This is a genomic window from Natronoarchaeum rubrum (genome assembly GCF_024494695.1).
In genome coordinates, this window is record NZ_JANHDP010000003.1 from 475,813 (window position 1) to 494,823 (window position 19,011).

Sequence of the window (19,011 nt, forward strand, 5' to 3'; positions counted from 1 at the left end):
ACCGGGTCAGCCGTCGTTCCCGCCGGAAACCCGTTCGACGGTGTTCGCGACGTCGATCAGCCCGGCGCCGAGCTCGGGACTCGAACGGCCGTTCGCGCCGTCGGCGCCGTGCTTGATCGCCTGTTCGACTCGCTTCGCGGTGATCGACGGATCGAGTTCGCGCACGAGCCCCGCCAGTCCCGTCACCTGCGGCGCCGCCATCGACGTTCCGGCGAAGTACGAGTGCGTCGCGCCGTCGTACAGTTCCGGCGGTACCGTCGACAGCACGAGGTTCGTCGGATAGGGCCACTCGGTGTCCATCGAGAGTGACTTTTCCAGCGTCTCGTAGCCGCCGCCGGGCGCGCCCACGTCGATCTCGTTCGTTCCGTAGTTCGAGTAAAACGACAGCTCGTCGTTCGGGCCGGTCGCGCTGACGCTCAGCGCCCCCGGCGTGCTGTTCGGTAGCGAGTACTGGCCGCCGCGCTGGAGGTCGCTTTCGGCGTTGCCCGCGCTGGCGACGACGAGCGTCCCCCGGCGAGTCGCCGACTTGATCACCCGATCGTACGCGACGTGCATCCCCTCCGACCGGGACTTTGGAGGTAACGTTTCCGTCCCCAGGCTCATGTTCGCCGCGTCGGCGCCGATGCGGGCCGCGTAGTCGATCGCGAGCAGGATGTCGGCCGTCGTGGTCGTGAGCGCCGACACCGTTTCGCCGTCCTCGTTCTCGATCTCGTCGTAGTAGAACACCCGAAGCGCCACCAGCGACGCGTCTGGCGCCGTCCCGACGATCCCCGCGCCGTTCCGCGGCGCCGCGGCGATGCCGCCGACGTGGCTGCCGTGACCGTCCACGTCGTCCGCAACGTTCCGGGAGTCGGTCATCGTGCCCTTCGTCGGATCGTCGCGGTCGACCGGCACTTCGACGGCGCCCGTACCCTCTCGGATCTCGCCCGCCCGAAACAGGCGACTTCGGTCGGCGTCGAGGTTCGGCGTCAGGTCGGGGTGGTCGTGGTCGACGCCGGTGTCGAGGATCGCCAGCGTGGCGCCCTCGCCCGTCGCAACGTCGTGGGCCGGCGCGGCGCTCGTGCGCTGTTTGTCCCACTGCAGATCGTACAGCGGTTCGTCTCGGGTCTCGTCGGCGTCTTCCAGCGCCGGACCGTCGAATGCGATCCGAAGATCGCGAGCGGCGTTCCGAACGCCGTTCACGGAAGCGAGCGCGTCGCGATCCCCGCTCGGCCCCTCGACGATCAGCACCGATCCGCCGGCGAGTTCGTGTCGCACGTCGAACCCCGCGCGTTCGACCCGTCCTCCGGCGTCGCCACCGCCCGCGGTGACGACGTACCGCGCGTCTCCCTCGCCGGTCGCGCTCGCCGCGCCGACCGCGCTCGCGATCAGTCCCGCCGATCCGATGCTCCGCAGTACCGTCCGTCTGGTGTGTGTCATCGTTCGTCTCACCTCGCAGACGTGTGTTACTGGATCGTTGTGGCAAATAAATATTGCAGTTAATTATGTAAGTTGGCAATGGCCGATAGCAACTCGCAACCGCTAACGCGACGGGTTCGCGATGGCGGTCCCCACGACGAAGGCGGGCGTCTCGCGGTGGTCACGCTGACGTACACGACGGTCTCAGGCGGGATTCCCAAGCCGCTCGCGGCCGCCGCCGGCTTCGCCTCGTCGCCGTCGTCACCGACGTGTTCCCGTTCGCGGCCGGCACGATGATGGCCGTGATCTTCCGGGAGATGATCCCCTCCAGCCACGGGCACGGCTACGCCGATCTGGCGACGCTCGCGTTCGTCTCCGGGGTCGGCGTCATGCTCGTCGTCGACGTCGCGCTGGCGGTCTGAGTCAGCGTTCGTAGTTCAACTCCCGTTCCGCGCGACGCCGATCCTCGACGTCCTCGATCGTCTCGGTCTCCAGCAAGCGCTCCAGTTTTCGCTCGAACTGCTCGTCGGTGAGTTCGCCGCGGGCGTACCGTCCCCGGAGCGTCTCCAGCGGGTCGTCCTCGTCGTCGCTGTCCGTCGAAGATCCGGATTTCTTCTCGCGCCCCCACCAGTGGGACCACTCGCCGTCCTCGTCGGCGTCGTCGTACTCCTCTTCGTCGTCGCCGAACAGCGTCTTGACGATCGGGAGCACGGCCGCGTAGCCGACGATCAACACGCCGAGCCACCAATTCTGGTCGGTGAGAAACAGTCCCCCCATCCAGAGTCCCGTGATCAGGAGCGACGTTATCTTCACGGCGTTGTTTCGGAGCCGCTCGGTCGCCGTCTCGCTCATACCGTGGGTTGCGCACGCATCCGGTAAATTTGCGCCGGTCCGCACCACTCGCGATCCCGCGGCGTCTCGGGCGGTTGCCGTCGATTCGTCGGTGCTGAACGAGTTATAGAAACGAAACGCTAAAAATACGCGCTTTGAATCACGATGCGAGAATCTAAACGAGTCGTTTTTACGACACGGGGTCCAAACCGAGAGCAATGACCGGAAACGCGAACGTCGAATGCGCCGTGGACCGGAACGACAGGACCGCAGACGTACCGCCGGAGCGGTCGCCGGGCGGACGGGACGGTTCGGGGTCGACGACGGCAGCGAGATCGCCCGACGGCGGAGGTTGGTAACTGTGCCAAAGGAACTCGAAAAGGACCTCGGACTTCCGGCAGTGCTCGCGATCAGCATCGGCGCCATGATCGGCAGCGGCATCTTCATCCTGCCGGCGCTGGCCGTCAAGACCGCGGGCACCGGCGTCGTGATCGCGTACGTGCTCGCCGGGCTGCTGGTCGTCCCCGCGGCGCTCTCGAAGTCCGAGATGGCGACGGCGATGCCGGAAGCCGGGGGGACGTACATCTACATCGAGCGCGGGATGGGACCGCTGCTGGGCACCGTCGCCGGCATCGGGACCTGGTTCGCGCTGTCGTTCAAGGGCGGCCTGGCGCTGGTCGGCGGCGTCCCCTACCTGCTGTGGGTGTTCGACGTTCCCGACGTCGTCACGACGGTGATCGCCCTGGCGCTGGCGACGGTACTCATCTTGGTCAACCTAGTCGGCGCCAAGCAGACCGGCTCCCTACAGATCGGCATCGTCGCCGCTATGCTCGCGATCCTCTCGTGGTTCGTCGTGGGCGGCGTACCGGCCGTCGACGGGGGGTCGTTCTCGACGGCGTTCGACAGCGGCGCGGGCGGCATCTTCGCCGCGACCGGACTGGTCTTTGTCTCCTACGCGGGCGTGACGAAGGTGACCAGCGTCGCCGAGGAGATCGAGAACCCGAGCAGGAACATCCCGCTGGGAATCCTGGGCTCGCTCGCCTTCACGACAGTTCTGTACGCGCTGATCGTCGTCGTGATGCTCGGAACCACCGATCTGGACGCCATCGCGGGCTCGAAGGTGCCGATGATCGACGCCGCCCAGGCGACGCTCGGGACCGCCGGCGTCTACGGCGTCATGGTCGCCGCGATCCTCGCGCTGATCAGCACCGCCAACGCCGGCCTGCTGTCGTCCTCCCGGTACCCCTTCGCGATGAGCCGCGACGACCTCGCACCCCCGTCGCTGGCGGAGATCAGCGAGCGCTTCGGGACGCCGAGCCAGTCGATCCTGCTGACCGGCGCCGTGTTGCTCGTGTTGATCGCGTTCGTCCCGATCCTCGAGATCGCCAAGCTCGCCAGCGCGTTCCAGATCCTGGTGTTCGTGCTGATCAACGTCGCCGTGATCTCCTTTCGCCGGGGCACCGTCGAGTACGAGCCGACGTTCCGCTCGCCGCTGTACCCCTGGATGCAGATCTTCGGGATCGTGACCGGTCTCGCGCTGCTGACCCAGATGGGGCTGGTCGCGATCGTCGGCGCCGTCGTGATCACGCTCGGCGGCATCGCCTGGTTCTACTACTACGGCCGCCCGCGCGTCGACCGCGAGGGCGCCGCGCTCGACGTGGTTCGGCGGGAAGTCGGTCGCAACGCCGTCGGCCGGACGCGCGAGGCGATCGAGCCGACCGAGGACTACGAGGCGCTCGTCGCGATGCCGGAGGGCGCCGCCCGCGAGACCGAGGCGACGCTGCTGTCGGTCGCGGCCGATCTCGCGCGGCCCCACGACGGCCACGTCTCGGTGGTGCAGTTCGACGAGGTCGCCGACCAGGTGCCGCTGGACGCCGCGACCGACCAGTCCGCGGCCGACCTGGAGTTCGAGGAGCGGACCGACGAACTCGCGGCCGACGCCGACGTTCCCGTCCGTGCTAGCGAGATCGTGAGCCACGACACCCGCCGCGCGCTGGCCAACTACGTCGAGGAGACCGAACCGAACGTGCTGGTCCTCGAACGCGAACCGGCGGGGCTCCAGTCGCGGCTGTTCGGCACCGACGTCGACTGGGTGCTCGATCACACCGACTGCGACGCCGTGCTGGTCGAGGACCGCGACGTCGGCGAGATCGACTCGATCGCGGTCGTCACCGACGAGGGGCCCTACGATCCCTCGAAAATCGCCGTCGCCGACGCGATCGCGACCGCTCACGATGCCGCGGTCACCCTAGAGTTCCCGGACGGCGCTTCAGGCTCGGAAGAGCGCGCGACGACGATCGAGGACTACCACGACGAGATCGCCGACCTCGTGTCGGCGTCGACGGCGACGAAGATCGTCCGTCCGGGCGAGGCCGCGGCGTTCGAGAGCCCGGAGACTGACCTGCTGATCGTCGACACCGGCTCGGACGGCGACGGTCGCGCCGCCGCGCTGGTCGACGGCGTGGATTGCTCGGCGCTGGTCGTTCGGCCCCGCAGCGACGAGGTTCCCGGCCGGCTGGGCCGCGCCGTCGAGCGCCGGCTCTTCTGAGGATCAAAACACCTTAGGGGCCCGCTCCCGCCCGCACTGGTATGCAGACGCGCGACCTGGACGAGCTCGACAAATACGTCATCTACCGACTACAGGGCGACGCTCGGACGACCTCGGCCGCCGAAATCGCCGAGGACTACGGCGTCTCGCCGAGTACCGTCCGAAACCGGATTTCCCAGCTCGTCGAGGACGGCGTCGTGGAAGGTGCGCACCTCGACGTCAACTACGAACTCGTCGGCTACCCCCTGTACACGCTCATCTTCTGTACGGCGCCGATCCCCGAGCGCGAACAGCTCGCCAGGGAGGCCCTGGAGATCTCGGGCGTCGTCTCGGTGCGCGAGCTGATGACCGGCGAGGAGAATCTCCACGTCGTCGCCGTCGGTCAGGACAGCGACGATCTCAACCGGATCAGCGGTGAGCTCTCGGGGATCGGCCTCGAGATCGCCGAAGAGGAGCTCGTCCACAGCGAACACACCCGCCCGTACGACGACTTCGAGGCCGACTGCGGCGCGGAGTGACCTCCCGGATGCGGAGCGTCGAGTACCGGTGGTGTTTTGTAGCGACGGAAGAGAGGATCGGGTAGACGGCACGGTCGGGGCCGCCTTTCAACTCGTGTGGTTTCCATGCGGGTCTCGGCTGCCGACCTACCCCGTCTCTCGAACGACTGCGAGCCGCCGCTAAACTGCGTCCATCGCCGGGTTCTTGGGACGTGTCTCGAAAGAAGATCCATGAGTAGTCACGTAGCCGCAGTGATCGGCGGCGTCGCGATCGTCGTCCTCCTGGCGCTGAGCGCGTTCTTCTCGAGTTCCGAAACCGCGATCTTCTCGCTTCCTCGCGAGTGGATCGACCGACAGGCGACGACCGATGACCCGAGAGCGCACGTTCTGAAAGATCTCCACGACGACTCCCATCGGCTGCTGGTGACGCTACTGGTCGGTAACAACGTCGTCAACATCGCGATCTCCAGCATCACGACCGTTCTCGTGGCCAGCTACCTTCCGGCCGGGCCGGCGGTGGTCGTCACGACGGTGCTGACGAGCTCGCTCATCCTGATTTTCGGCGAGATCGTCCCGAAGGCGTTCGGCCTCGGGAACGCCGAGCGGTGGTCGCTGACGGTCGCCTCACCCGTGCGGCTCGTCGAGCGCGCGTTCTCGCCGCTGATCACGCTGTTCGACGCCGTCACCAGCCGGATGAACGCGCTGATCACGGTTCGCGGAGACATCGAGAAGCCGTACACGGACTGAAAACGGAACCTGGACGCCAGAGAGCGCCTCAGAGCCGCTTGCTGACGTAGGGACCGTCCTGATGATAGCCGAGCTTCTGCTTGTAGTACTCGCGGGCGCCGATGCCCGAGATGACGCTGACCTTGTCGAAGCCGGCGTCGGCGGCCATGTCCTCGGCGCGGTCCATCAGGCGGCGGCCGTACCCCTTGTGCTGGTGCTGCCCGAGCTCGGCGTCCTGCCCGATCCCCGCCTCGCTGCCGTAGACGTGGAGCTCGCGGACGAGCGCGGCGTTGTCCAGCTCCCGGCGGACGGGATCGTTCGGGAAGCGGAGCCGACAGAAGCCGACGAGCAGGTCCTTCTCGAAGTCCTCGAAGCTGATGAACTTCTCCGTGCCGCCGCCGGCCTCGTAGGTCATCACGTCGAGTTCGACGTTCTCGGGCTCCTCGTCGTTCATCCCGGCCTCGCGACAGCGGATGCACGAACACTCCCAGCCATGTTCCTCCATCCGCTTGCGGGCGAGCTGGCGGAGGTTCGACTTCCAGACGCCGGCGTCGATAAAGTCGGCGGGGATGTCGCGCTGGACGCGCTGGAGGCGGGTGTACCGGGGGATCTCTTTTTTGATCTTGGCGACGAGTTCGGCGGCCTCCTCGTTGGTGAGGGGGTCGTACTCGTCGTTGTGCCACATGTCGTAGGTCATCGTCCCGCGGACGACCAGCGTCGGGTAGATCTTGAGGTAGTCCGGGCGCCACTTCGGGTCCTCGAAGATGCGCCGGAAGTCCTCCAGGCACATCTCCTGGGACATGCCGGGCTGGCCGGGCATCATGTGGAAGCCGACCTTGAACGCGGCGTCGCGCAGCCGGCGGTTGGCGTCGATCGACGCCTGGACGCCGTGGCCGCGGTGCATCTCGCGGTTGATCCGCTCGTAGGTCGTCTGGACGCCGACCTCGACCTTCGTGCCGCCCAGATCGAGCATCCGGTCGATCTGCTCGGGGTCGCACCAGTCGGGCTTGGTCTCGAACGTCGTTCCGATGTTGCGGATCTCGCCCGTCTCGTTTTCGGCGATGACGTCCTCCAGATACGAGAACTCGTACTCGTCGGGATCCTGCGCGAAGCTCTCGCCCTCGGCGGGCTCGGGCTCGGCGTCGAGATCGTAGTCGTTCATCGCCTCCAGCGCGCGCTTGACGAACCACTCCTGGTAGTCGTGGCTCCGGGCGGTCATCGTCCCGCCCATCAGGATCAGCTCGACCTTGTCGACGGGGTGGCCGATCTCGCGCAGCTGGTCGAGCCGCAGCGTGACCTGCCCGTAGGGGTCGTAGTCGTTCTGCTCGCCGCGGGCGGCCGCGGGCTCGTGGCCGGTGTAGCTCTGGGAACTCGAAAAGTCGGAGGCGGGACCGCCCGGACAGTACAGGCACTTCCCGTGCGGGCAGGTGTGCGGGCTGGTCATGATCGCCACCGGCGAGACGCCCGAGGCGGTTCTGACGGGCTTTCGCTGCAGCACCTCCTCTAACTCCTCGCGACGCTCGTCGGGCGCGTAGTCCAGCAGCTCGGTGTTCTTCGGCACCTTCGGCGCGGAGAACTCCGAGCAGACGTCGAGCTTCGCGGACTCGAGGTCGTCGCGCTCGATCTCGCCGGCGAGGATCCGGTCGATCAACTCCTCGCAGACGCGCTCGAACGCGTCGGTCTCGGTGACGTCCGACTCGGTACTCATTACGGTGTACGAAGCGGGTTCGGCCGAATAAGAATGTCGACTGGCGGATCGTGCACCGGAAACGCGGGCCCGCCCGGCGCGTTACTCGCCGAGCGCCGAGTCGTCCTCCGACTCCTCGTCGTCCGATTCGCTTTCGGCGTCTTCGTGCTCGGCTTCGTCCTCTTCCTCGTCATCCGCTTCGTCTCCCTCCTCGCCCTCGTGCTCGTCCTCCTCGCCGCCCTCGACTTCGACCTCGGCTTCGACCTCGATCTCGACGCCGTCCGACTCCAGTTCGGCTTCGAGCTCTTTGAGGTCGCCGACCTCGACTTCCAGCTCGTCGGTATCTACCTCGACCTCCACCTCGACGTCGACGCGGACGTTCTCAGGGTCCATACTGGCGGATTCAGCGTCCCGAACCATAACTGTGGTGACGAGTGCGACGCCGAAGCCGCGGCTATCGACGGACGATGGACGACAGGAGAGGAGGACCTTACAGCTCGCTCGCGATCGAGGCGACAACGGCCTCCAGCACGGCGTCGCGCTGGCCGGCCAGGAACTCGACGTGGCCGTCGCGGCCGCCGACGACCGAGACGCCCGCCTCGTCGGCGCGCTCAGCGGCCGCCTGTCCGATGTCGCGGACGTCGACCGGCTCGGTGCTGCGGACGTGGATCTCGTCCTCGTCGACGCCCAGCGTCACCAGCGGCGCGCCGTGCTCGTCGCGCTGGCGGCGGTGCAGCGCGTCGACCAGCAGCGTCGTCGTCGGGAAGTCGAAGCGGTGAGTGTAGGCGTCGGTGTCCAGCACCGCGAACGTCACGTCGCTGGCGTTGCGGATCGTGAGGTTGCGTTCTGCGGTCTCGATTTCGGCGTCGAGCTTCGTCCGGAACTGGCCGCTGACGTGGCCCGCCAGCCCCTCGGCCTTCTCGAACAGCAGATCGGCGATCAGCTCGCGCTTGTCCTTGTACGTCTGGTAGTACGCCTCCAGCGCGATGGCCTCGCGGATCTCGCGCACGGCGTCGGCGTCGTAACCGGCCTCGGCGGCCAGCGCGACGTACTCCTCGGGGGCGTCCTCCCAGTAGCCGACCGCAGGGACGTGGCGCAGCTCCTCGCGAACGTCGGCGTTGACCGCCGCTGCGACGTTAGCCGCGAGCGACGGCGTCGTCACGTCGTCGCTCCCGGGGTTGACGAACGTGTCGACGGCGTCGGCCGCCGCGTCGTCGGGCGCGCGGGCGTCGACGACGACCGTCTCGACGTCGTAGACGTCGACCAGGTCGTAGCCGTCCTCGGACTCGACCGTGCTGCCGGCGTCGACCAGCACCACGAGGGGAAGCTGGTCGCCGTGGCGCTCGCGGTCCTCCAGCATGTCCGTGACGTCGCTCGTCGCGGCGTCCATGTCGTAGATGTGGCCCTCGATCGGCCGGCGCTGGAAGTAGTTGTAGACCGCGTCCTGTCGGGAGTGCTCCTCGCGGATCAGCGGCAGCGCGGCTCGTTCGATCGCGGCGCCGCCGGCGTAGCCGTCCGCGGTCGCGCTGTGGCGGACCACGATCGGTCGCGCTTCGAGGATCGCTCGCCGGATCGCCGTCGCGGCCTCGGCGAGGTCGTCTTCGATCGCGGCCACGGCGTCGTTGTCGGCCAGCAGTTCGAGCTCGTCGGGCTGGGCGGCGTCGTCGAGCGCCGAGCGGAGTCGCTCCCGAACGGCGTCGGCCTCCTCGCCCTCCAGTCGAGCCAGCGTCTCGGTCTCGACCTGCAACTCGTCGCGGCGGAGTTCGACCTCGCCGTCGAGTCGGACGACGTCCTCAACGTCGACGTCGGGGTACGCCCGGACGCCGGCCTCCTCGAAGGCGGCGCACTCGATGACGCCCGTCTCGTCGCGCAGCTCGAAGATCGTCGGACCGCTCGTCTGGCGGACGCCGACGACTTCGCCCTCGATCCGGACGTCCTCGTCGACGAGACCGTCGAGGTCCTCGACCGGCGAGCGTTCGATTCCGGCGTCAGCGTCGTCGCTCTCCTCGGTCTCCGCGGTCGGCGACTCGTCGGCGGCCGCGTCGTCGGTGGAGTCCGCCTCCGCAGTCGCGTCGTCCGCGTCAGTCGACGCGTCGGCGGCGGCATCGGAATCGTCGGCGGACGAGTCGTCCTCGGCCGCTTTGCTCGCGCCGTCGTCGGCGTCCTGCTGAGCCTGCGAAGCAGGGCTCGACGAGTCTCGCTCGTCGGCGTCGACCGCGGCGGTGCGACCGCCGTTAGGCGTCGCCGTCGCCGCGGCCGACTGCGCGTTTCCCTCGCTCGCCTGCTCCTCCGTTTCGTCGTCCGACTCGTCCGTCCGCACGTCGCCGCGGGGCGTGTCCACGAGCGAGCCGCGGAACTCGTCGGCGGACTGGCGGATCGACCAGCCGAGGTCGATGTCGCCGTTGTCGCGCACCGACTTCACTTTGACGTACACCTCGTCGCCCGAGTCCCAGTCCAGACTGTCGAGCCGGCGGTCAAGCTCGCTCCGGTGGAGCAGGCCGGTGACGGAGTCGCCGATGTCGACGAACACGCCGAAGTCGGCGAATCCGTCGACCGATCCGCGGTAGAACCGGTTGGCGGTCAGTTGATCGGGCGAATCTCCTTCGAACTCGAACGCGACGTCTTCTTCGTGAGTACTGCAGACTTGCCCGTCGACGGGCGCGCCACAGATGATACAGTTACCCATTTGATCGGTCTGAATGGTCCCGGCCTAAAACTGTTGTCGAAACGCGCTCGCCAGGCGTCCCGGTAATCGGGGGTGGTGTTCGGTCGGTGTCACGTTCGACGGCGGCGCGTCGCGGCGTCGTGGTTCTCTTGCTGGACGCCGTTGCGGCGCCGGCCGTCGACTCACTCGAAGACGGGACTGTCGTCCTCCAGCGCCTCGATGTCGCGCGCGATCGACCGGACATCCTCGGGAAACAGCGCGACCTGCACCTCGTTGCCCTCGTCGTCCTCGAAGACGAGTTTGACGCGCTTGTCGCCGAACTCGCGGGCCTCGGCCGATTCGACGTCGAACAGCTTCGCGGTGCCGGACTTGTTCGTCGGGCCGACGTTCTTGAGCGATCCCTCTTTCAGTTCGACCATGAACTCGTCGAGTTGCAGCGTGAGCACGGCCGTCGGTTCGCCCGCGACGGTGAAATAGCTGCCCGGAGTCAGCGCGACGGCGAGATCGGCGTCACGCCCGTGCCGGCCGCCGACTCCTGAATTTCCGGTCCGAGTACCATTAAGTGGCTGTCGGCGGTACTCTCCCGTGACTATGGAGCTCACTTGGCACGGCCACTCGACGTGGCACGTCTCGGTCGAGGACACAGAGCTGCTGATCGACCCGTTCTTCGACAACCCGCTCACGTCGACCGATCCGGCCGACGTCGATCCCGACTACGTCCTGCTGACCCACGGGCACGCCGACCACATCGGGAGCGTCGGCGAGTTTGCGGACGTGCCGGTCGCCGCGTCGCCCGAGCTGGCCGGGTACGTCGAGGACGAGTACGGCGTCGAGGAGACGATCGGGTTCAACCTCGGCGGAACCGTCGAGCTCGGCGACGCGTTCGTCACCAAGCACCGCGCCGACCACACCAACGGCTTCGACACCGACTACGAGAGCGGCGCCGGAATGCCGTCGGGTTTCGTGATCAGCGACACGAAGCCCACGCAGGTCAGCGACGAGGAGTCGACGACGTTCTACCACGCCGGCGACACCGGGCTGATGACCGAGATGCGCGACGTGATCGCCCCCTATCTCGAGCCGGACGCCGCCGCCGTGCCGGCCGGCGACCACTTCACGATGGGGCCGATGCAGGCCGCGATCGCGATCGACTGGCTCGACGTCGACCACGCGTTCCCGATGCACTACGACACGTTCGGCCCGATCGAGATCGACGTCGACGACTTCGTCGACGAGGTGAAAGGGACCGGCAGCGACGCCGACGTGCACGTGCTCGACGGCGACGAGACGTTCGAGCTCTCGGAAGGGTACTGAGGCCGAGGCGCTGCGCCGCGGCGCATTTTTTCGACGCGCCTGCCGCCGGACCAACGCTTACGTCGGTCGCGGTAAACTCTCTAGGTGCTATGGCGAAAGAAGTACACTCCACGTCGACCGAAGGGTATTCCACGACGAATCAGATCCGCGACTTCGAGACGACCGTCGATGCGACCGGCGAGGAAGCGCCGGACACGCTGGAGGCGCTGCTGGCAGCCTACAGCTCCTGTTACGTCCCCGCACTGCGCGTCGCCGCCGAACAGCGAGACGTGGGCGATCTCGGCGAGATCTCGATCGACGTCACGGGCGAGCTCAACGACGACGACAAGCTGGAGTCGGTCGCGTTCGACGTCGAGACGGAGGCTGACGTCGGCGACAAGGCCGACGACGTGATCGAGCGGGCCAACGAACTCTGCAAGGTCCACGACGCGCTCAAGGAGAGCCTCGGCGCCGAAGTGAACCTGTAGACGGCTCAGAACTCCGCGTTTTTGGATCGTCACGTCACCCGTTCAGCCTCGCGGCCGGGCGCGCTCTCCGTAGCGCGCCCCGGGGAGAGGGCAGGGTTGCGCGTGGTCGCTGTCGGCGTCCTCGCGAGCGACTGGAGGGAGCGAACGAGGACTTTGCACAACCCTGATACGGTGGCTCTCCGTACGTACTCGGTATGAGCAACGGTGACTGGACCGACCGGTTCGTCGGCGACAGGATGTCCGTCGATCAGGAGTTCAACCAGCGCGTCGCCCGATCCGACTTTTCCAGCCAGGAGTGGGGGATGATCATGACGGCGGTCGAGTTGGAAATCGAGAACCCGGACGATCCCGAGAGCGCGCAACTCGTCGCCGACACCGACAAGCTCCCGCAGGTGATGCCCGCGCTCGACGACGTGCGCGAGCAGATGGGCGGGATGGGCGGCGCGCCCTCCGGCGGCTCGTCGCGAAGCTCGGGCGGCAGCGGCGACGGCATCGTCGGCGCGATCAAGGGGCTGTTCGGCGGCGGCAGCGGTGGTGGCGGCGACGAACGCGAGCGAGCCGCTGCAGAGCTCGCCCAGGAGTACGCCGAGCAGTTTCAGGAACGCCTGGAGTCACAGGGGAAGTGGGCGCGAGCCTGCTCGGCCGCGGCAGAACAGACGGACTGACGAGCGATCGAAACGGCCTATCCTTCGGAGGTAAACAGCGTCAACTCCTCGGCTTCGTAGATGTTGATCAGCTCGGTCACGATCTCGTCGTAGGACTCGTCCTCGGTGCGCAGCGCGTCGAGCCGTTCGATCGTCTCGTCGTCGAGGTTTACGTTCGGCATACCAGAATATTTACCGGCGATCGACTTAAGCGATTAGCCCGCCGACGGGAGCCGCGGCCGGTTTAGAGCCGATCCAGAACGGCCTGCGTGACGTCCTCGGTCGAGGCGTCGCCGCCCAGATCGGGCGTGCGCGGCCCCTCGTCGAGCACCGTCTCGACGGCGTCGCGAACCCGGTCACCCTGCTCGTCGTAGCCCAGATGATCCAGCAGCATCGCCGCCGAGAGGATCATCGCGGAGGGGTTGGCGACGCCCTCGCCGGCGATGTCCGGCGCCGAGCCGTGGACCGGCTCGAACAGCGCGTTCTCGGAGCCGACGTTCGCGGAGGGGAGCAGTCCCAGTCCGCCGACCAGTCCCGCGGCGAGGTCCGAAAGAACGTCGCCCGCGAGATTGGGACAGATGATCACGCCGTAGTCCTCGGGGTGCATGATCAGGTGCATCGCCAGCGCGTCCATCAGCGCGGTGTCGTAGTCGGCATCGCGCTCTTCCGCCACGGCTTCGGCGGCGTCGAGGAACTCGCCGTCGGTCGTCCGCATCACGTTCGCCTTGTGAGCGATCGTGACGTCGTCGTAGCCGTTCTCCTCGGCATAGTCGAAGCCGAACTCGGCGATGTCGCGAGAGGCTTCCTCGGTGATTACCCTCGTGAGCGTCGTGACGCCGTCGGCGATCTCGGATTCGATCCCCGAGTAGACGCCCTCGGTGTTCTCGCGGACGAACACGAGGTCGGTGTTGGGCTGGACGGCGTCCAGACCGGGGTAGGAGACGGCGGGCCGGACGTTGGCGAACGAGCCGACGACCTCGCGCAGCGGGAGGATCACGTCGGCCGCGGTCTCGCCGGCGGCGCCGAACAGCGTGGCGTCGGACTCGGCCGCGAGGTCGCGCGTTTCTTGGGGCAGTGCTTCGCCGGTTTCCTCTTTGACGGCGTCGCCGGCGTCGCCCTCGACGAACTCGAACTCGACGTCGAGCGCGTTCAGGACGTCGACCGCGGCGGGCGTCACTTCCTGTCCGATCCCGTCGCCGGGAATGACGGCAATCTGGTGGGTCATTGCTTGCTCAGATGCGTCCGGGGTTGGAAAGTGGTTCGATTCGGTCGATGCCGACGGCGCCGCGGCGATCGGCGCCACGCGAGTCGTTACCCCGACACCGAGCGGGATATCGACCGCAACACATTTTTATGCGATACCGCGGCCAGATCCCGCAGATCGTGGCGCAGAAACTATCCGTCCGCAACGACAACGAACTGGCCGATCACCGTCGACGACCCCGTAGCCGCGGAGGTAGCGATGCGTAGTCTCGCATCGCTTCGGCGGCAGTTCGGCATCGGTCTCGACGCCGTGCGAACGCTGTTGTCGGCGCCACAGATGCTCGTCTACCCGCTGCTGGCAGCCGTGCTCGGCGTCGGCGTCCCGGTCGGTCTGGCGGGCGGGACGTACCTCGTGGCGCCGCGCTTCGCGCAGTACAGCACGGTGTTGTCGATGGTTCTCTTCCCCGTCATCTTCGCGTTTCTGATGGTGGCGTACTGTCACGAACTCAACGAGGCGTTCGAGGGGCGATCGCCCTCGTTCGGCGAGGGCCTCCGCGTCGCCGTCGGCCGAGCGAAGCTGGTCGCCGTCGCGGGGCTCGTCGTCGGTACCGGCGGCTTTCTCGTCCGTTCGATGGGTGACTCGCTCCCCTTTGGCTCGGTTGCCGGTCTCGGCTCGGCGTGGGCGCTGCGCGTCGGTGGTGTGTTCGCGTTTCCCGTCGTCGCGACGACCGACGGCGATCTCGACGACGCGTTCGACGAAGTCGTCGCCGCAGTCGAGGCAGAGTGGGGAAAATCGCTGGTCGCGACCGCCAGCACGCAACTGCTCGGGACGGTGATCGCGTGGGTGGGCATCATCGCGGCCGTAGTGCTCGCCGCCGGGGCGTTCACCGGCCGCTTCGCAGTCGATGCCGGCCCGCTCGGTCCGTTCACGTTCCCGGTAGTCGTCGGCGTCTCGGGGATCCTCGCAGCCATCCTCGTCCAGTTCACGATCGACGGCATCCTGAAAACCGCGCTGTACCGCTACGCGACCGAAGGCGAACTGCCGACGGCACTGTCGACCGACGCCGACGAACTCGTCGACGCCGAGAGCGCGTCCGCCGCTCGGGCGTCGCAGTCAGCCGACTGACAGTCGCGGCCGCGGCTCGGAACGGAGTCGCTCGAAATCGTCGCGGAGAGAGGATCGATAGACGAGTCCTGCTGCTCTGGAGTATTGAAACGCACCCGCGTGGTGACACGCGGGGTGGACTTCCGATCCTAGGAAGGCCAACTACACCGAACCCCCGAGCAGGTAAAAGTGTTTCAGTACGGCGTCGTCGGTTCCGGAGTCCCGAACGAGGGCAGGGAACGTCACCCGGAGAGTTCGCTCTCCTCTAACTGTTCGTAGGCCGAGACGACGTCCCGTGCGAGCTCTCGCTTCGTGTGCTCCTCGACGAGATGGTCTTCGAGCCGCTTCTCCTCCGGGAGTTCGCCGGAACACAACGGGCACTGGACAGGCGGTCTGGATGCCATACCGAGTGTACGCCGTCCGACGCCAAATACGCGGAGGCGTCCGGCGGGCGAACGCGTCGCTGGGAGGATCGGAGTGACGCTCGGCGTCGAAAACGAAGAAATCCGCTGCGCGGTACGTTGGAATCGACCGAGCCGAATTACTCGGCGTCCGGGATCGCCGCGTCCTCGACGTACGGCAGTTCGCGGGCCTTGTCGCGGACCGCGCCCGCGTTGGACTTCATCAGCGCGGTGGTGTCCCAGACGCCCTCGACGAGCGCCTTGCGCTGGGCGTCGTCGACGGTGACGTCGATCTCGTTGTCGCCGTAGGTGACGGTCTCGGCCGCGACGTCGATGTCGATCTCGCCGTCGGGGTTCTCGTCGACCCAGTCCTGCAGGTCCTGGATCGTCTCGCTGTCGGCGGTCACGGTCGGGATGCCCAGAGCCAGGCAGTTGCCCGCGAAGATCTCCGCGAACCCTTCGCCGATCAGCGCGTCGATGCCCCAGCGCATCAGCGCCTGCGGGGCGTGCTCGCGCGAGGAGCCGCAGCCGAAGTTGTTGTTGACCACCATGACGTTGGCGTCCTGGAAGCGCTCCTCGTTCATCGGGTGGTCCTTCTGGTTGTCCTCGTCGTCGAAGCGGACGTCGAAGAACGCGAACTCGCCGAGGCCGTCGAACGTGACGACTTTCATGAACCGCGCGGGGATGATCTGGTCGGTGTCGATGTCGTTGCCGCGGATCGGCACGCCAGACCCGGACACGTAATCGACTTCGGGAATCTCGACTTCGTCGCTCATGCGAGGTTCACCTCCTTCAGGTCGCGCACGTCAGAGACCTCGCCGGTGATCGCCGCGGCGGCGACCATCCGGGGGTTCATCAGCACGGTGCGGCCGTCCTTGCTGCCCTGGCGGCCGATAAAGTTGCGGTTCGACGAGGACGCGCAGGCTTCGTCGCCTTCCAGCTGGTCCTCGTTCATGCCGAGACACATCGAACAGCCCGCGTTGCGCCACTCGAAGCCGGCCTCCTCAAAGATGTCTTTGAGGCCCTCCTCTTTGGCCTTCCGCTGCACGCGCTGGCTGCCGGGGACGACCATCGCGCGGACGTCGTCGTCGACCTGCCGGCCCTTGACGATCCGGGCGGCCCGTCGCAGGTCGGGCAGGCGCGCGTTCGTACACGAGCCGAGGAAGGCGACGTCGATGTCGTACCCCTCCATCGTCTCGCCGGGCTCGACGCGCATGTGCTCCTGGGCGCGCCGGGCGGTGTCCTGTTTCTCCTCGGGCAGTTCCTCGGGCGACGGGATCGGGTCGGTGATGCCGATGCCCTGCCCGGGCGTGGTGCCCCAGGTGACGACCGGTTCGAGCGAGGAGCCGTCGATCGTGACGACGTCGTCGTACTCGGCGTCGTCGTCGGACTGGATCGACTCCCAGTAGGGCTTGAGCTCGTCGAACTTCTCGGGGTTCTCCTGGAAGTAGTCGGTCTGCTCTAACCACTCGAAGGTGGTCTCGTCGGGATTGACGTAGCCCGCGCGGGCGCCGCCCTCGATCGACATGTTGCAGATCGACATCCGACCTTCCATGTCGAGGTCCTCGATGGCTTCGCCGGCGTACTCGTAGACGTAGCCGACGCCGCCTTCGGTGCCGAGTCGGCGGATGATCTCCAGGATGATGTCCTTGGCTTCGACGCCCTCCTGCAGTTCGCCGGTGACCTCGATCTTGCGGACCTTCTGTTTCTCCATCGCGACCGTGCCGGTCGCCAGCACGTCGCGGATCTGGCTCGTCCCGATGCCGAACGCGAGCGCGCCGAAGGCGCCGTGAGTCGACGTGTGGGAGTCGCCACAGACGATCGTCTTGCCTGGCTGGGTGATCCCCTGCTCCGGGCCGATGACGTGGACGATGCCCTGGTCGCCCGTCGTCGGGTCCGAAAAGTCGATCCCGGCGTCGCGGACGTTCTGTTCCAGTTCGGCCATCATCTCCTCGGCGGCGTCCTCCTTGTAGGGGCGGGACTGGTCGGCCGTGGGGACGATGTGGTCGACAGTCGCGTGGGTCAGCTTCGGGAACGCGACGTCGAGGTCGCGCTCTTCGAGCATCCCGAACGCCTGCGGGCTGGTAACCTCGTGGATGAGGTGGAGGCCGACGAACAGCTGATCCTGTCCCGTCGGCAGCTCGGTTACCTTGTGATTCTCCCAGACTTTGTCGTACAGCGTTCCCTCGCTCATTCTTCGTCCTCTGTTACGTCGTTTGCGACGGCGTCCTCTCGCTTCTTCCCGCGCTCGAACACGGGGTTCGCCCCGTCGCCGTTCGGGGGCTGGTGGTCGACATTCGCCATCGACTCGTCGTCGTCGTCCTGTTCGTCCTCCCGGTCGCTCGGTCGACCGCTCCCGTCCGCGGCGACGCCTCGCCCGCGCCGGAAGACGCGCGCGACGCTGTCCTCGTCGCTGGGATGGGTGTGGTCGACGTCTTTCATGGTGTCAGTCATCTGCTTGCACTTGCTCTTTCTCCTCGTCGGCGTCCTCCTGGGCCTCCCAGGCGAACAGGTCGCGCAGTCGGCCGCCGACATCTTCGATCTCGTGTCCTTCCTCGGCCGCGCGCAGCTGCTTGTAGCTGGGCCGGTTGGTCTGGTTCTCCGAGATCCACTCGCGGGCGAACTCGCCGTTCTGGACCTCTTCGAGAACCTGCTCCATGCCCTCGCGGGCGTACTCCTCGTCGACGACGTACTCGCCGCGGGTGAGCCCGCCGTACTCGGCGGTGTCGGAGACGGAGTTCCACATGCCCATCAGCCCGCCCTCGTAGATGAGGTCGACGATGAGCTTCATCTCGTTCATGCACTCGAAGTAGGCCATCTCCGGACTGTAGCCCGCGTCGACGAGCGTCTCGTAGCCCATCTTCATCAGCTCGGTGACGCCGCCACAGAGGACGGCCTGCTCGCCGAACAGGTCGGTCTCGACTTCCTCCTGGAACGTCGTCTCGACGACGCCCGCGCGGGTGCAGCCGATCGCCTGCGCGTAGGCCAGCGAGCGCTCCTTGGCGTCGCCGGTGGCGTCCTGGTACACTGCGATCAGGCCGGGGACGCCCTCGCCGCGCTCGTACGTTCGGCGCACGAGGTGGCCGGGCGACTTCGGTGCGACCATCGTCACGTCGACGTCTTCCGGCGGGCGGATCTGCCCGTAGTGGATGTTGAAGCCGTGGGCGAACTGCAGCGTGTCGCCGGCTTCCAGACCGTCCTCGATCGCCTCGTAGACGGCGGGCTGTACGGTGTCGGGCACCAGCATCTTGACGACGTCGGCCTCGGCGGCGGCGACGTCGGGCGTCTCGACGCGCAGGCCGGCGTCTTCGGCCTCGTCCCACGAGGAGGAGTTCTCCCGCAGGCCGACGATCACGTCGACGCCGCTCTCGTGCAGGTTGAGCGCGTGCGCGTGGCCCTGGCTACCGTAGCCCAGCACCGCGACCGTCTCCGATTCGATGTGCGAACTGTCCGCGTCCTCGTCTCGATATACCGTTGTCGTGAATTCGTCTGCCATGTGTGTCGATCTCGTTTCGTGTCGCGTAT

Annotated in this window: 20 protein-coding genes and 1 pseudogene; 8 read left to right on the top strand and 13 right to left on the bottom strand. The window is 67.1% G+C overall.

Annotated features, from left to right (window positions below; all coding sequences use genetic code 11):
* Positions 1 to 6: 6 nt before the first annotated feature.
* Complete coding sequence (locus NO931_RS10065; RefSeq protein ID WP_256392205.1) at positions 7 to 1,419, bottom strand: S8 family peptidase; 1,413 nt, start codon at positions 1,417 to 1,419, stop codon at positions 7 to 9.
* Positions 1,420 to 1,528: 109 nt separating this feature from the next.
* Between NO931_RS10065 and NO931_RS20835 the strand changes: the two are divergent.
* A pseudogene (locus tag NO931_RS20835) lies at positions 1,529 to 1,820 on the top strand (ZIP family metal transporter); the annotation flags it as partial.
* 1 nt (position 1,821) lies between these two features.
* Here NO931_RS20835 and NO931_RS10075 read toward each other — a convergent pair.
* The gene (locus tag NO931_RS10075; protein WP_256392207.1) at positions 1,822 to 2,250 is read right to left on the bottom strand and encodes an SHOCT domain-containing protein; all 429 of its coding nucleotides are present in this window, start codon (positions 2,248 to 2,250) and stop codon (positions 1,822 to 1,824) included.
* A 340-nt stretch (positions 2,251 to 2,590) separates the two neighbouring features.
* On the opposite strand from NO931_RS10075, the gene NO931_RS10080 reads away from it, so the two are divergent.
* The 3 genes from NO931_RS10080 to NO931_RS10090 all read left to right on the top strand — a co-directional run bounded on the left by NO931_RS10080 (position 2,591) and on the right by NO931_RS10090 (position 6,021).
* Positions 2,591 to 4,777: an amino acid permease gene (locus tag NO931_RS10080; RefSeq protein ID WP_256392208.1), complete on the top strand. Its 2,187-nt coding sequence runs from the start codon at positions 2,591 to 2,593 to the stop codon at positions 4,775 to 4,777.
* Positions 4,778 to 4,818: 41 nt separating this feature from the next.
* Complete coding sequence (locus tag NO931_RS10085; protein WP_256392209.1) at positions 4,819 to 5,295, top strand: Lrp/AsnC family transcriptional regulator; 477 nt, start codon at positions 4,819 to 4,821, stop codon at positions 5,293 to 5,295.
* Between the two features lie 210 nt (positions 5,296 to 5,505).
* Positions 5,506 to 6,021, top strand: a complete 516-nt coding sequence (locus NO931_RS10090; RefSeq protein WP_256392210.1) for a CNNM domain-containing protein — start codon at positions 5,506 to 5,508, stop codon at positions 6,019 to 6,021.
* Positions 6,022 to 6,049: 28 nt separating this feature from the next.
* Here NO931_RS10090 and NO931_RS10095 read toward each other — a convergent pair whose 3' ends face one another.
* The 4 genes from NO931_RS10095 to NO931_RS10110 all read right to left on the bottom strand — a co-directional run bounded on the left by NO931_RS10095 (position 6,050) and on the right by NO931_RS10110 (position 10,798).
* Positions 6,050 to 7,708, bottom strand: a complete 1,659-nt coding sequence (locus tag NO931_RS10095) for a tRNA uridine(34) 5-carboxymethylaminomethyl modification radical SAM/GNAT enzyme Elp3 (RefSeq protein WP_256392211.1) — start codon at positions 7,706 to 7,708, stop codon at positions 6,050 to 6,052.
* 81 nt (positions 7,709 to 7,789) lie between these two features.
* A complete protein-coding gene (locus tag NO931_RS10100; protein WP_256392212.1) occupies positions 7,790 to 8,080 on the bottom strand; it encodes a hypothetical protein in 291 nt (96 codons plus the stop codon).
* A 97-nt stretch (positions 8,081 to 8,177) separates the two neighbouring features.
* The gene (locus NO931_RS10105) at positions 8,178 to 10,373 is read right to left on the bottom strand and encodes a DHH family phosphoesterase (RefSeq protein WP_256392213.1); all 2,196 of its coding nucleotides are present in this window, start codon (positions 10,371 to 10,373) and stop codon (positions 8,178 to 8,180) included.
* Positions 10,374 to 10,534: 161 nt separating this feature from the next.
* On the bottom strand, positions 10,535 to 10,798 hold the full coding sequence (locus NO931_RS10110; protein WP_256392214.1) for a hypothetical protein: 264 nt from the start codon (positions 10,796 to 10,798) through the stop codon (positions 10,535 to 10,537).
* 145 nt (positions 10,799 to 10,943) lie between these two features.
* On the opposite strand from NO931_RS10110, the gene NO931_RS10115 reads away from it, so the two are divergent.
* The 3 genes from NO931_RS10115 (at position 10,944) to NO931_RS10125 (ending at position 12,798) form a co-directional block, all read left to right on the top strand.
* Positions 10,944 to 11,666 (top strand): metal-dependent hydrolase, encoded by a 723-nt coding sequence (locus NO931_RS10115; RefSeq protein ID WP_256392215.1) that lies wholly within the window; start codon positions 10,944 to 10,946, stop codon positions 11,664 to 11,666.
* Positions 11,667 to 11,755: 89 nt separating this feature from the next.
* Positions 11,756 to 12,133, top strand: a complete 378-nt coding sequence (locus tag NO931_RS10120) for an OsmC family protein (RefSeq protein ID WP_256392216.1) — start codon at positions 11,756 to 11,758, stop codon at positions 12,131 to 12,133.
* Positions 12,134 to 12,327: 194 nt separating this feature from the next.
* Positions 12,328 to 12,798 (top strand): DUF5799 family protein, encoded by a 471-nt coding sequence (locus NO931_RS10125; protein WP_256392217.1) that lies wholly within the window; start codon positions 12,328 to 12,330, stop codon positions 12,796 to 12,798.
* 17 nt (positions 12,799 to 12,815) lie between these two features.
* On the opposite strand, the gene NO931_RS10130 is transcribed toward NO931_RS10125, so the two are convergent.
* Both NO931_RS10130 and NO931_RS10135 read right to left on the bottom strand, forming a co-directional pair.
* Positions 12,816 to 12,959, bottom strand: a complete 144-nt coding sequence (locus NO931_RS10130; RefSeq protein WP_256392218.1) for a DUF7557 family protein — start codon at positions 12,957 to 12,959, stop codon at positions 12,816 to 12,818.
* A 62-nt stretch (positions 12,960 to 13,021) separates the two neighbouring features.
* Positions 13,022 to 14,002, bottom strand: a complete 981-nt coding sequence (locus tag NO931_RS10135) for an isocitrate/isopropylmalate family dehydrogenase (protein ID WP_256392219.1) — start codon at positions 14,000 to 14,002, stop codon at positions 13,022 to 13,024.
* Positions 14,003 to 14,239: 237 nt separating this feature from the next.
* Here NO931_RS10135 and NO931_RS10140 point away from each other — a divergent pair, with 237 nt between their 5' ends.
* On the top strand, positions 14,240 to 15,106 hold the full coding sequence (locus NO931_RS10140; RefSeq protein WP_256392220.1) for a hypothetical protein: 867 nt from the start codon (positions 14,240 to 14,242) through the stop codon (positions 15,104 to 15,106).
* 221 nt (positions 15,107 to 15,327) lie between these two features.
* Here NO931_RS10140 and NO931_RS10145 read toward each other — a convergent pair whose 3' ends face one another.
* The 5 genes from NO931_RS10145 to ilvC all read right to left on the bottom strand — a co-directional run bounded on the left by NO931_RS10145 (position 15,328) and on the right by ilvC (position 18,982).
* Complete coding sequence (locus NO931_RS10145; RefSeq protein ID WP_256392221.1) at positions 15,328 to 15,489, bottom strand: hypothetical protein; 162 nt, start codon at positions 15,487 to 15,489, stop codon at positions 15,328 to 15,330.
* Between the two features lie 137 nt (positions 15,490 to 15,626).
* A complete protein-coding gene (gene leuD / locus NO931_RS10150; RefSeq protein ID WP_256392222.1) occupies positions 15,627 to 16,262 on the bottom strand; it encodes a 3-isopropylmalate dehydratase small subunit in 636 nt (211 codons plus the stop codon).
* Complete coding sequence (gene leuC / locus NO931_RS10155; protein ID WP_256392223.1) at positions 16,259 to 17,680, bottom strand: 3-isopropylmalate dehydratase large subunit; 1,422 nt, start codon at positions 17,678 to 17,680, stop codon at positions 16,259 to 16,261. The genes leuD and leuC overlap by 4 nt, the downstream gene beginning before the upstream one ends.
* Positions 17,677 to 17,940, bottom strand: coding sequence for a DUF7989 family protein (locus NO931_RS10160; protein WP_256392224.1), 264 nt, complete (start codon positions 17,938 to 17,940; stop codon positions 17,677 to 17,679). Before NO931_RS10160 ends, leuC begins: the two co-directional genes overlap by 4 nt.
* Positions 17,933 to 18,982: a ketol-acid reductoisomerase gene (ilvC, locus tag NO931_RS10165; protein WP_256392225.1), complete on the bottom strand. Its 1,050-nt coding sequence runs from the start codon at positions 18,980 to 18,982 to the stop codon at positions 17,933 to 17,935. The genes NO931_RS10160 and ilvC overlap by 8 nt, the downstream gene beginning before the upstream one ends.
* Between the last annotated feature and the right edge of the window lie 29 nt (positions 18,983 to 19,011).

Bases quoted from the DNA above. Each gene is read 5' to 3' on its own strand.
- NO931_RS10065 (WP_256392205.1), bottom strand. From the start codon at position 1,419: ATGACACACACCAGACGGACGGTACTGCGGAGCATCGGATCGGCGGGA.
- NO931_RS10075 (WP_256392207.1), bottom strand. From the start codon at position 2,250: ATGAGCGAGACGGCGACCGAGCGGCTCCGAAACAACGCCGTGAAGATA.
- NO931_RS10085 (WP_256392209.1), top strand. From the start codon at position 4,819: ATGCAGACGCGCGACCTGGACGAGCTCGACAAATACGTCATCTACCGA.
- NO931_RS10090 (WP_256392210.1), top strand. From the start codon at position 5,506: ATGAGTAGTCACGTAGCCGCAGTGATCGGCGGCGTCGCGATCGTCGTC.
- NO931_RS10095 (WP_256392211.1), bottom strand. From the start codon at position 7,708: ATGAGTACCGAGTCGGACGTCACCGAGACCGACGCGTTCGAGCGCGTC.
- NO931_RS10100 (WP_256392212.1), bottom strand. From the start codon at position 8,080: ATGGACCCTGAGAACGTCCGCGTCGACGTCGAGGTGGAGGTCGAGGTA.
- NO931_RS10105 (WP_256392213.1), bottom strand. From the start codon at position 10,373: ATGGGTAACTGTATCATCTGTGGCGCGCCCGTCGACGGGCAAGTCTGC.
- NO931_RS10115 (WP_256392215.1), top strand. From the start codon at position 10,944: ATGGAGCTCACTTGGCACGGCCACTCGACGTGGCACGTCTCGGTCGAG.
- NO931_RS10120 (WP_256392216.1), top strand. From the start codon at position 11,756: ATGGCGAAAGAAGTACACTCCACGTCGACCGAAGGGTATTCCACGACG.
- NO931_RS10125 (WP_256392217.1), top strand. From the start codon at position 12,328: ATGAGCAACGGTGACTGGACCGACCGGTTCGTCGGCGACAGGATGTCC.
- NO931_RS10130 (WP_256392218.1), bottom strand. From the start codon at position 12,959: ATGCCGAACGTAAACCTCGACGACGAGACGATCGAACGGCTCGACGCG.
- NO931_RS10135 (WP_256392219.1), bottom strand. From the start codon at position 14,002: ATGACCCACCAGATTGCCGTCATTCCCGGCGACGGGATCGGACAGGAA.
- NO931_RS10140 (WP_256392220.1), top strand. From the start codon at position 14,240: ATGCGTAGTCTCGCATCGCTTCGGCGGCAGTTCGGCATCGGTCTCGAC.
- NO931_RS10145 (WP_256392221.1), bottom strand. From the start codon at position 15,489: ATGGCATCCAGACCGCCTGTCCAGTGCCCGTTGTGTTCCGGCGAACTC.
- leuD (WP_256392222.1), bottom strand. From the start codon at position 16,262: ATGAGCGACGAAGTCGAGATTCCCGAAGTCGATTACGTGTCCGGGTCT.
- leuC (WP_256392223.1), bottom strand. From the start codon at position 17,680: ATGAGCGAGGGAACGCTGTACGACAAAGTCTGGGAGAATCACAAGGTA.
- NO931_RS10160 (WP_256392224.1), bottom strand. From the start codon at position 17,940: ATGACTGACACCATGAAAGACGTCGACCACACCCATCCCAGCGACGAG.
- ilvC (WP_256392225.1), bottom strand. From the start codon at position 18,982: ATGGCAGACGAATTCACGACAACGGTATATCGAGACGAGGACGCGGAC.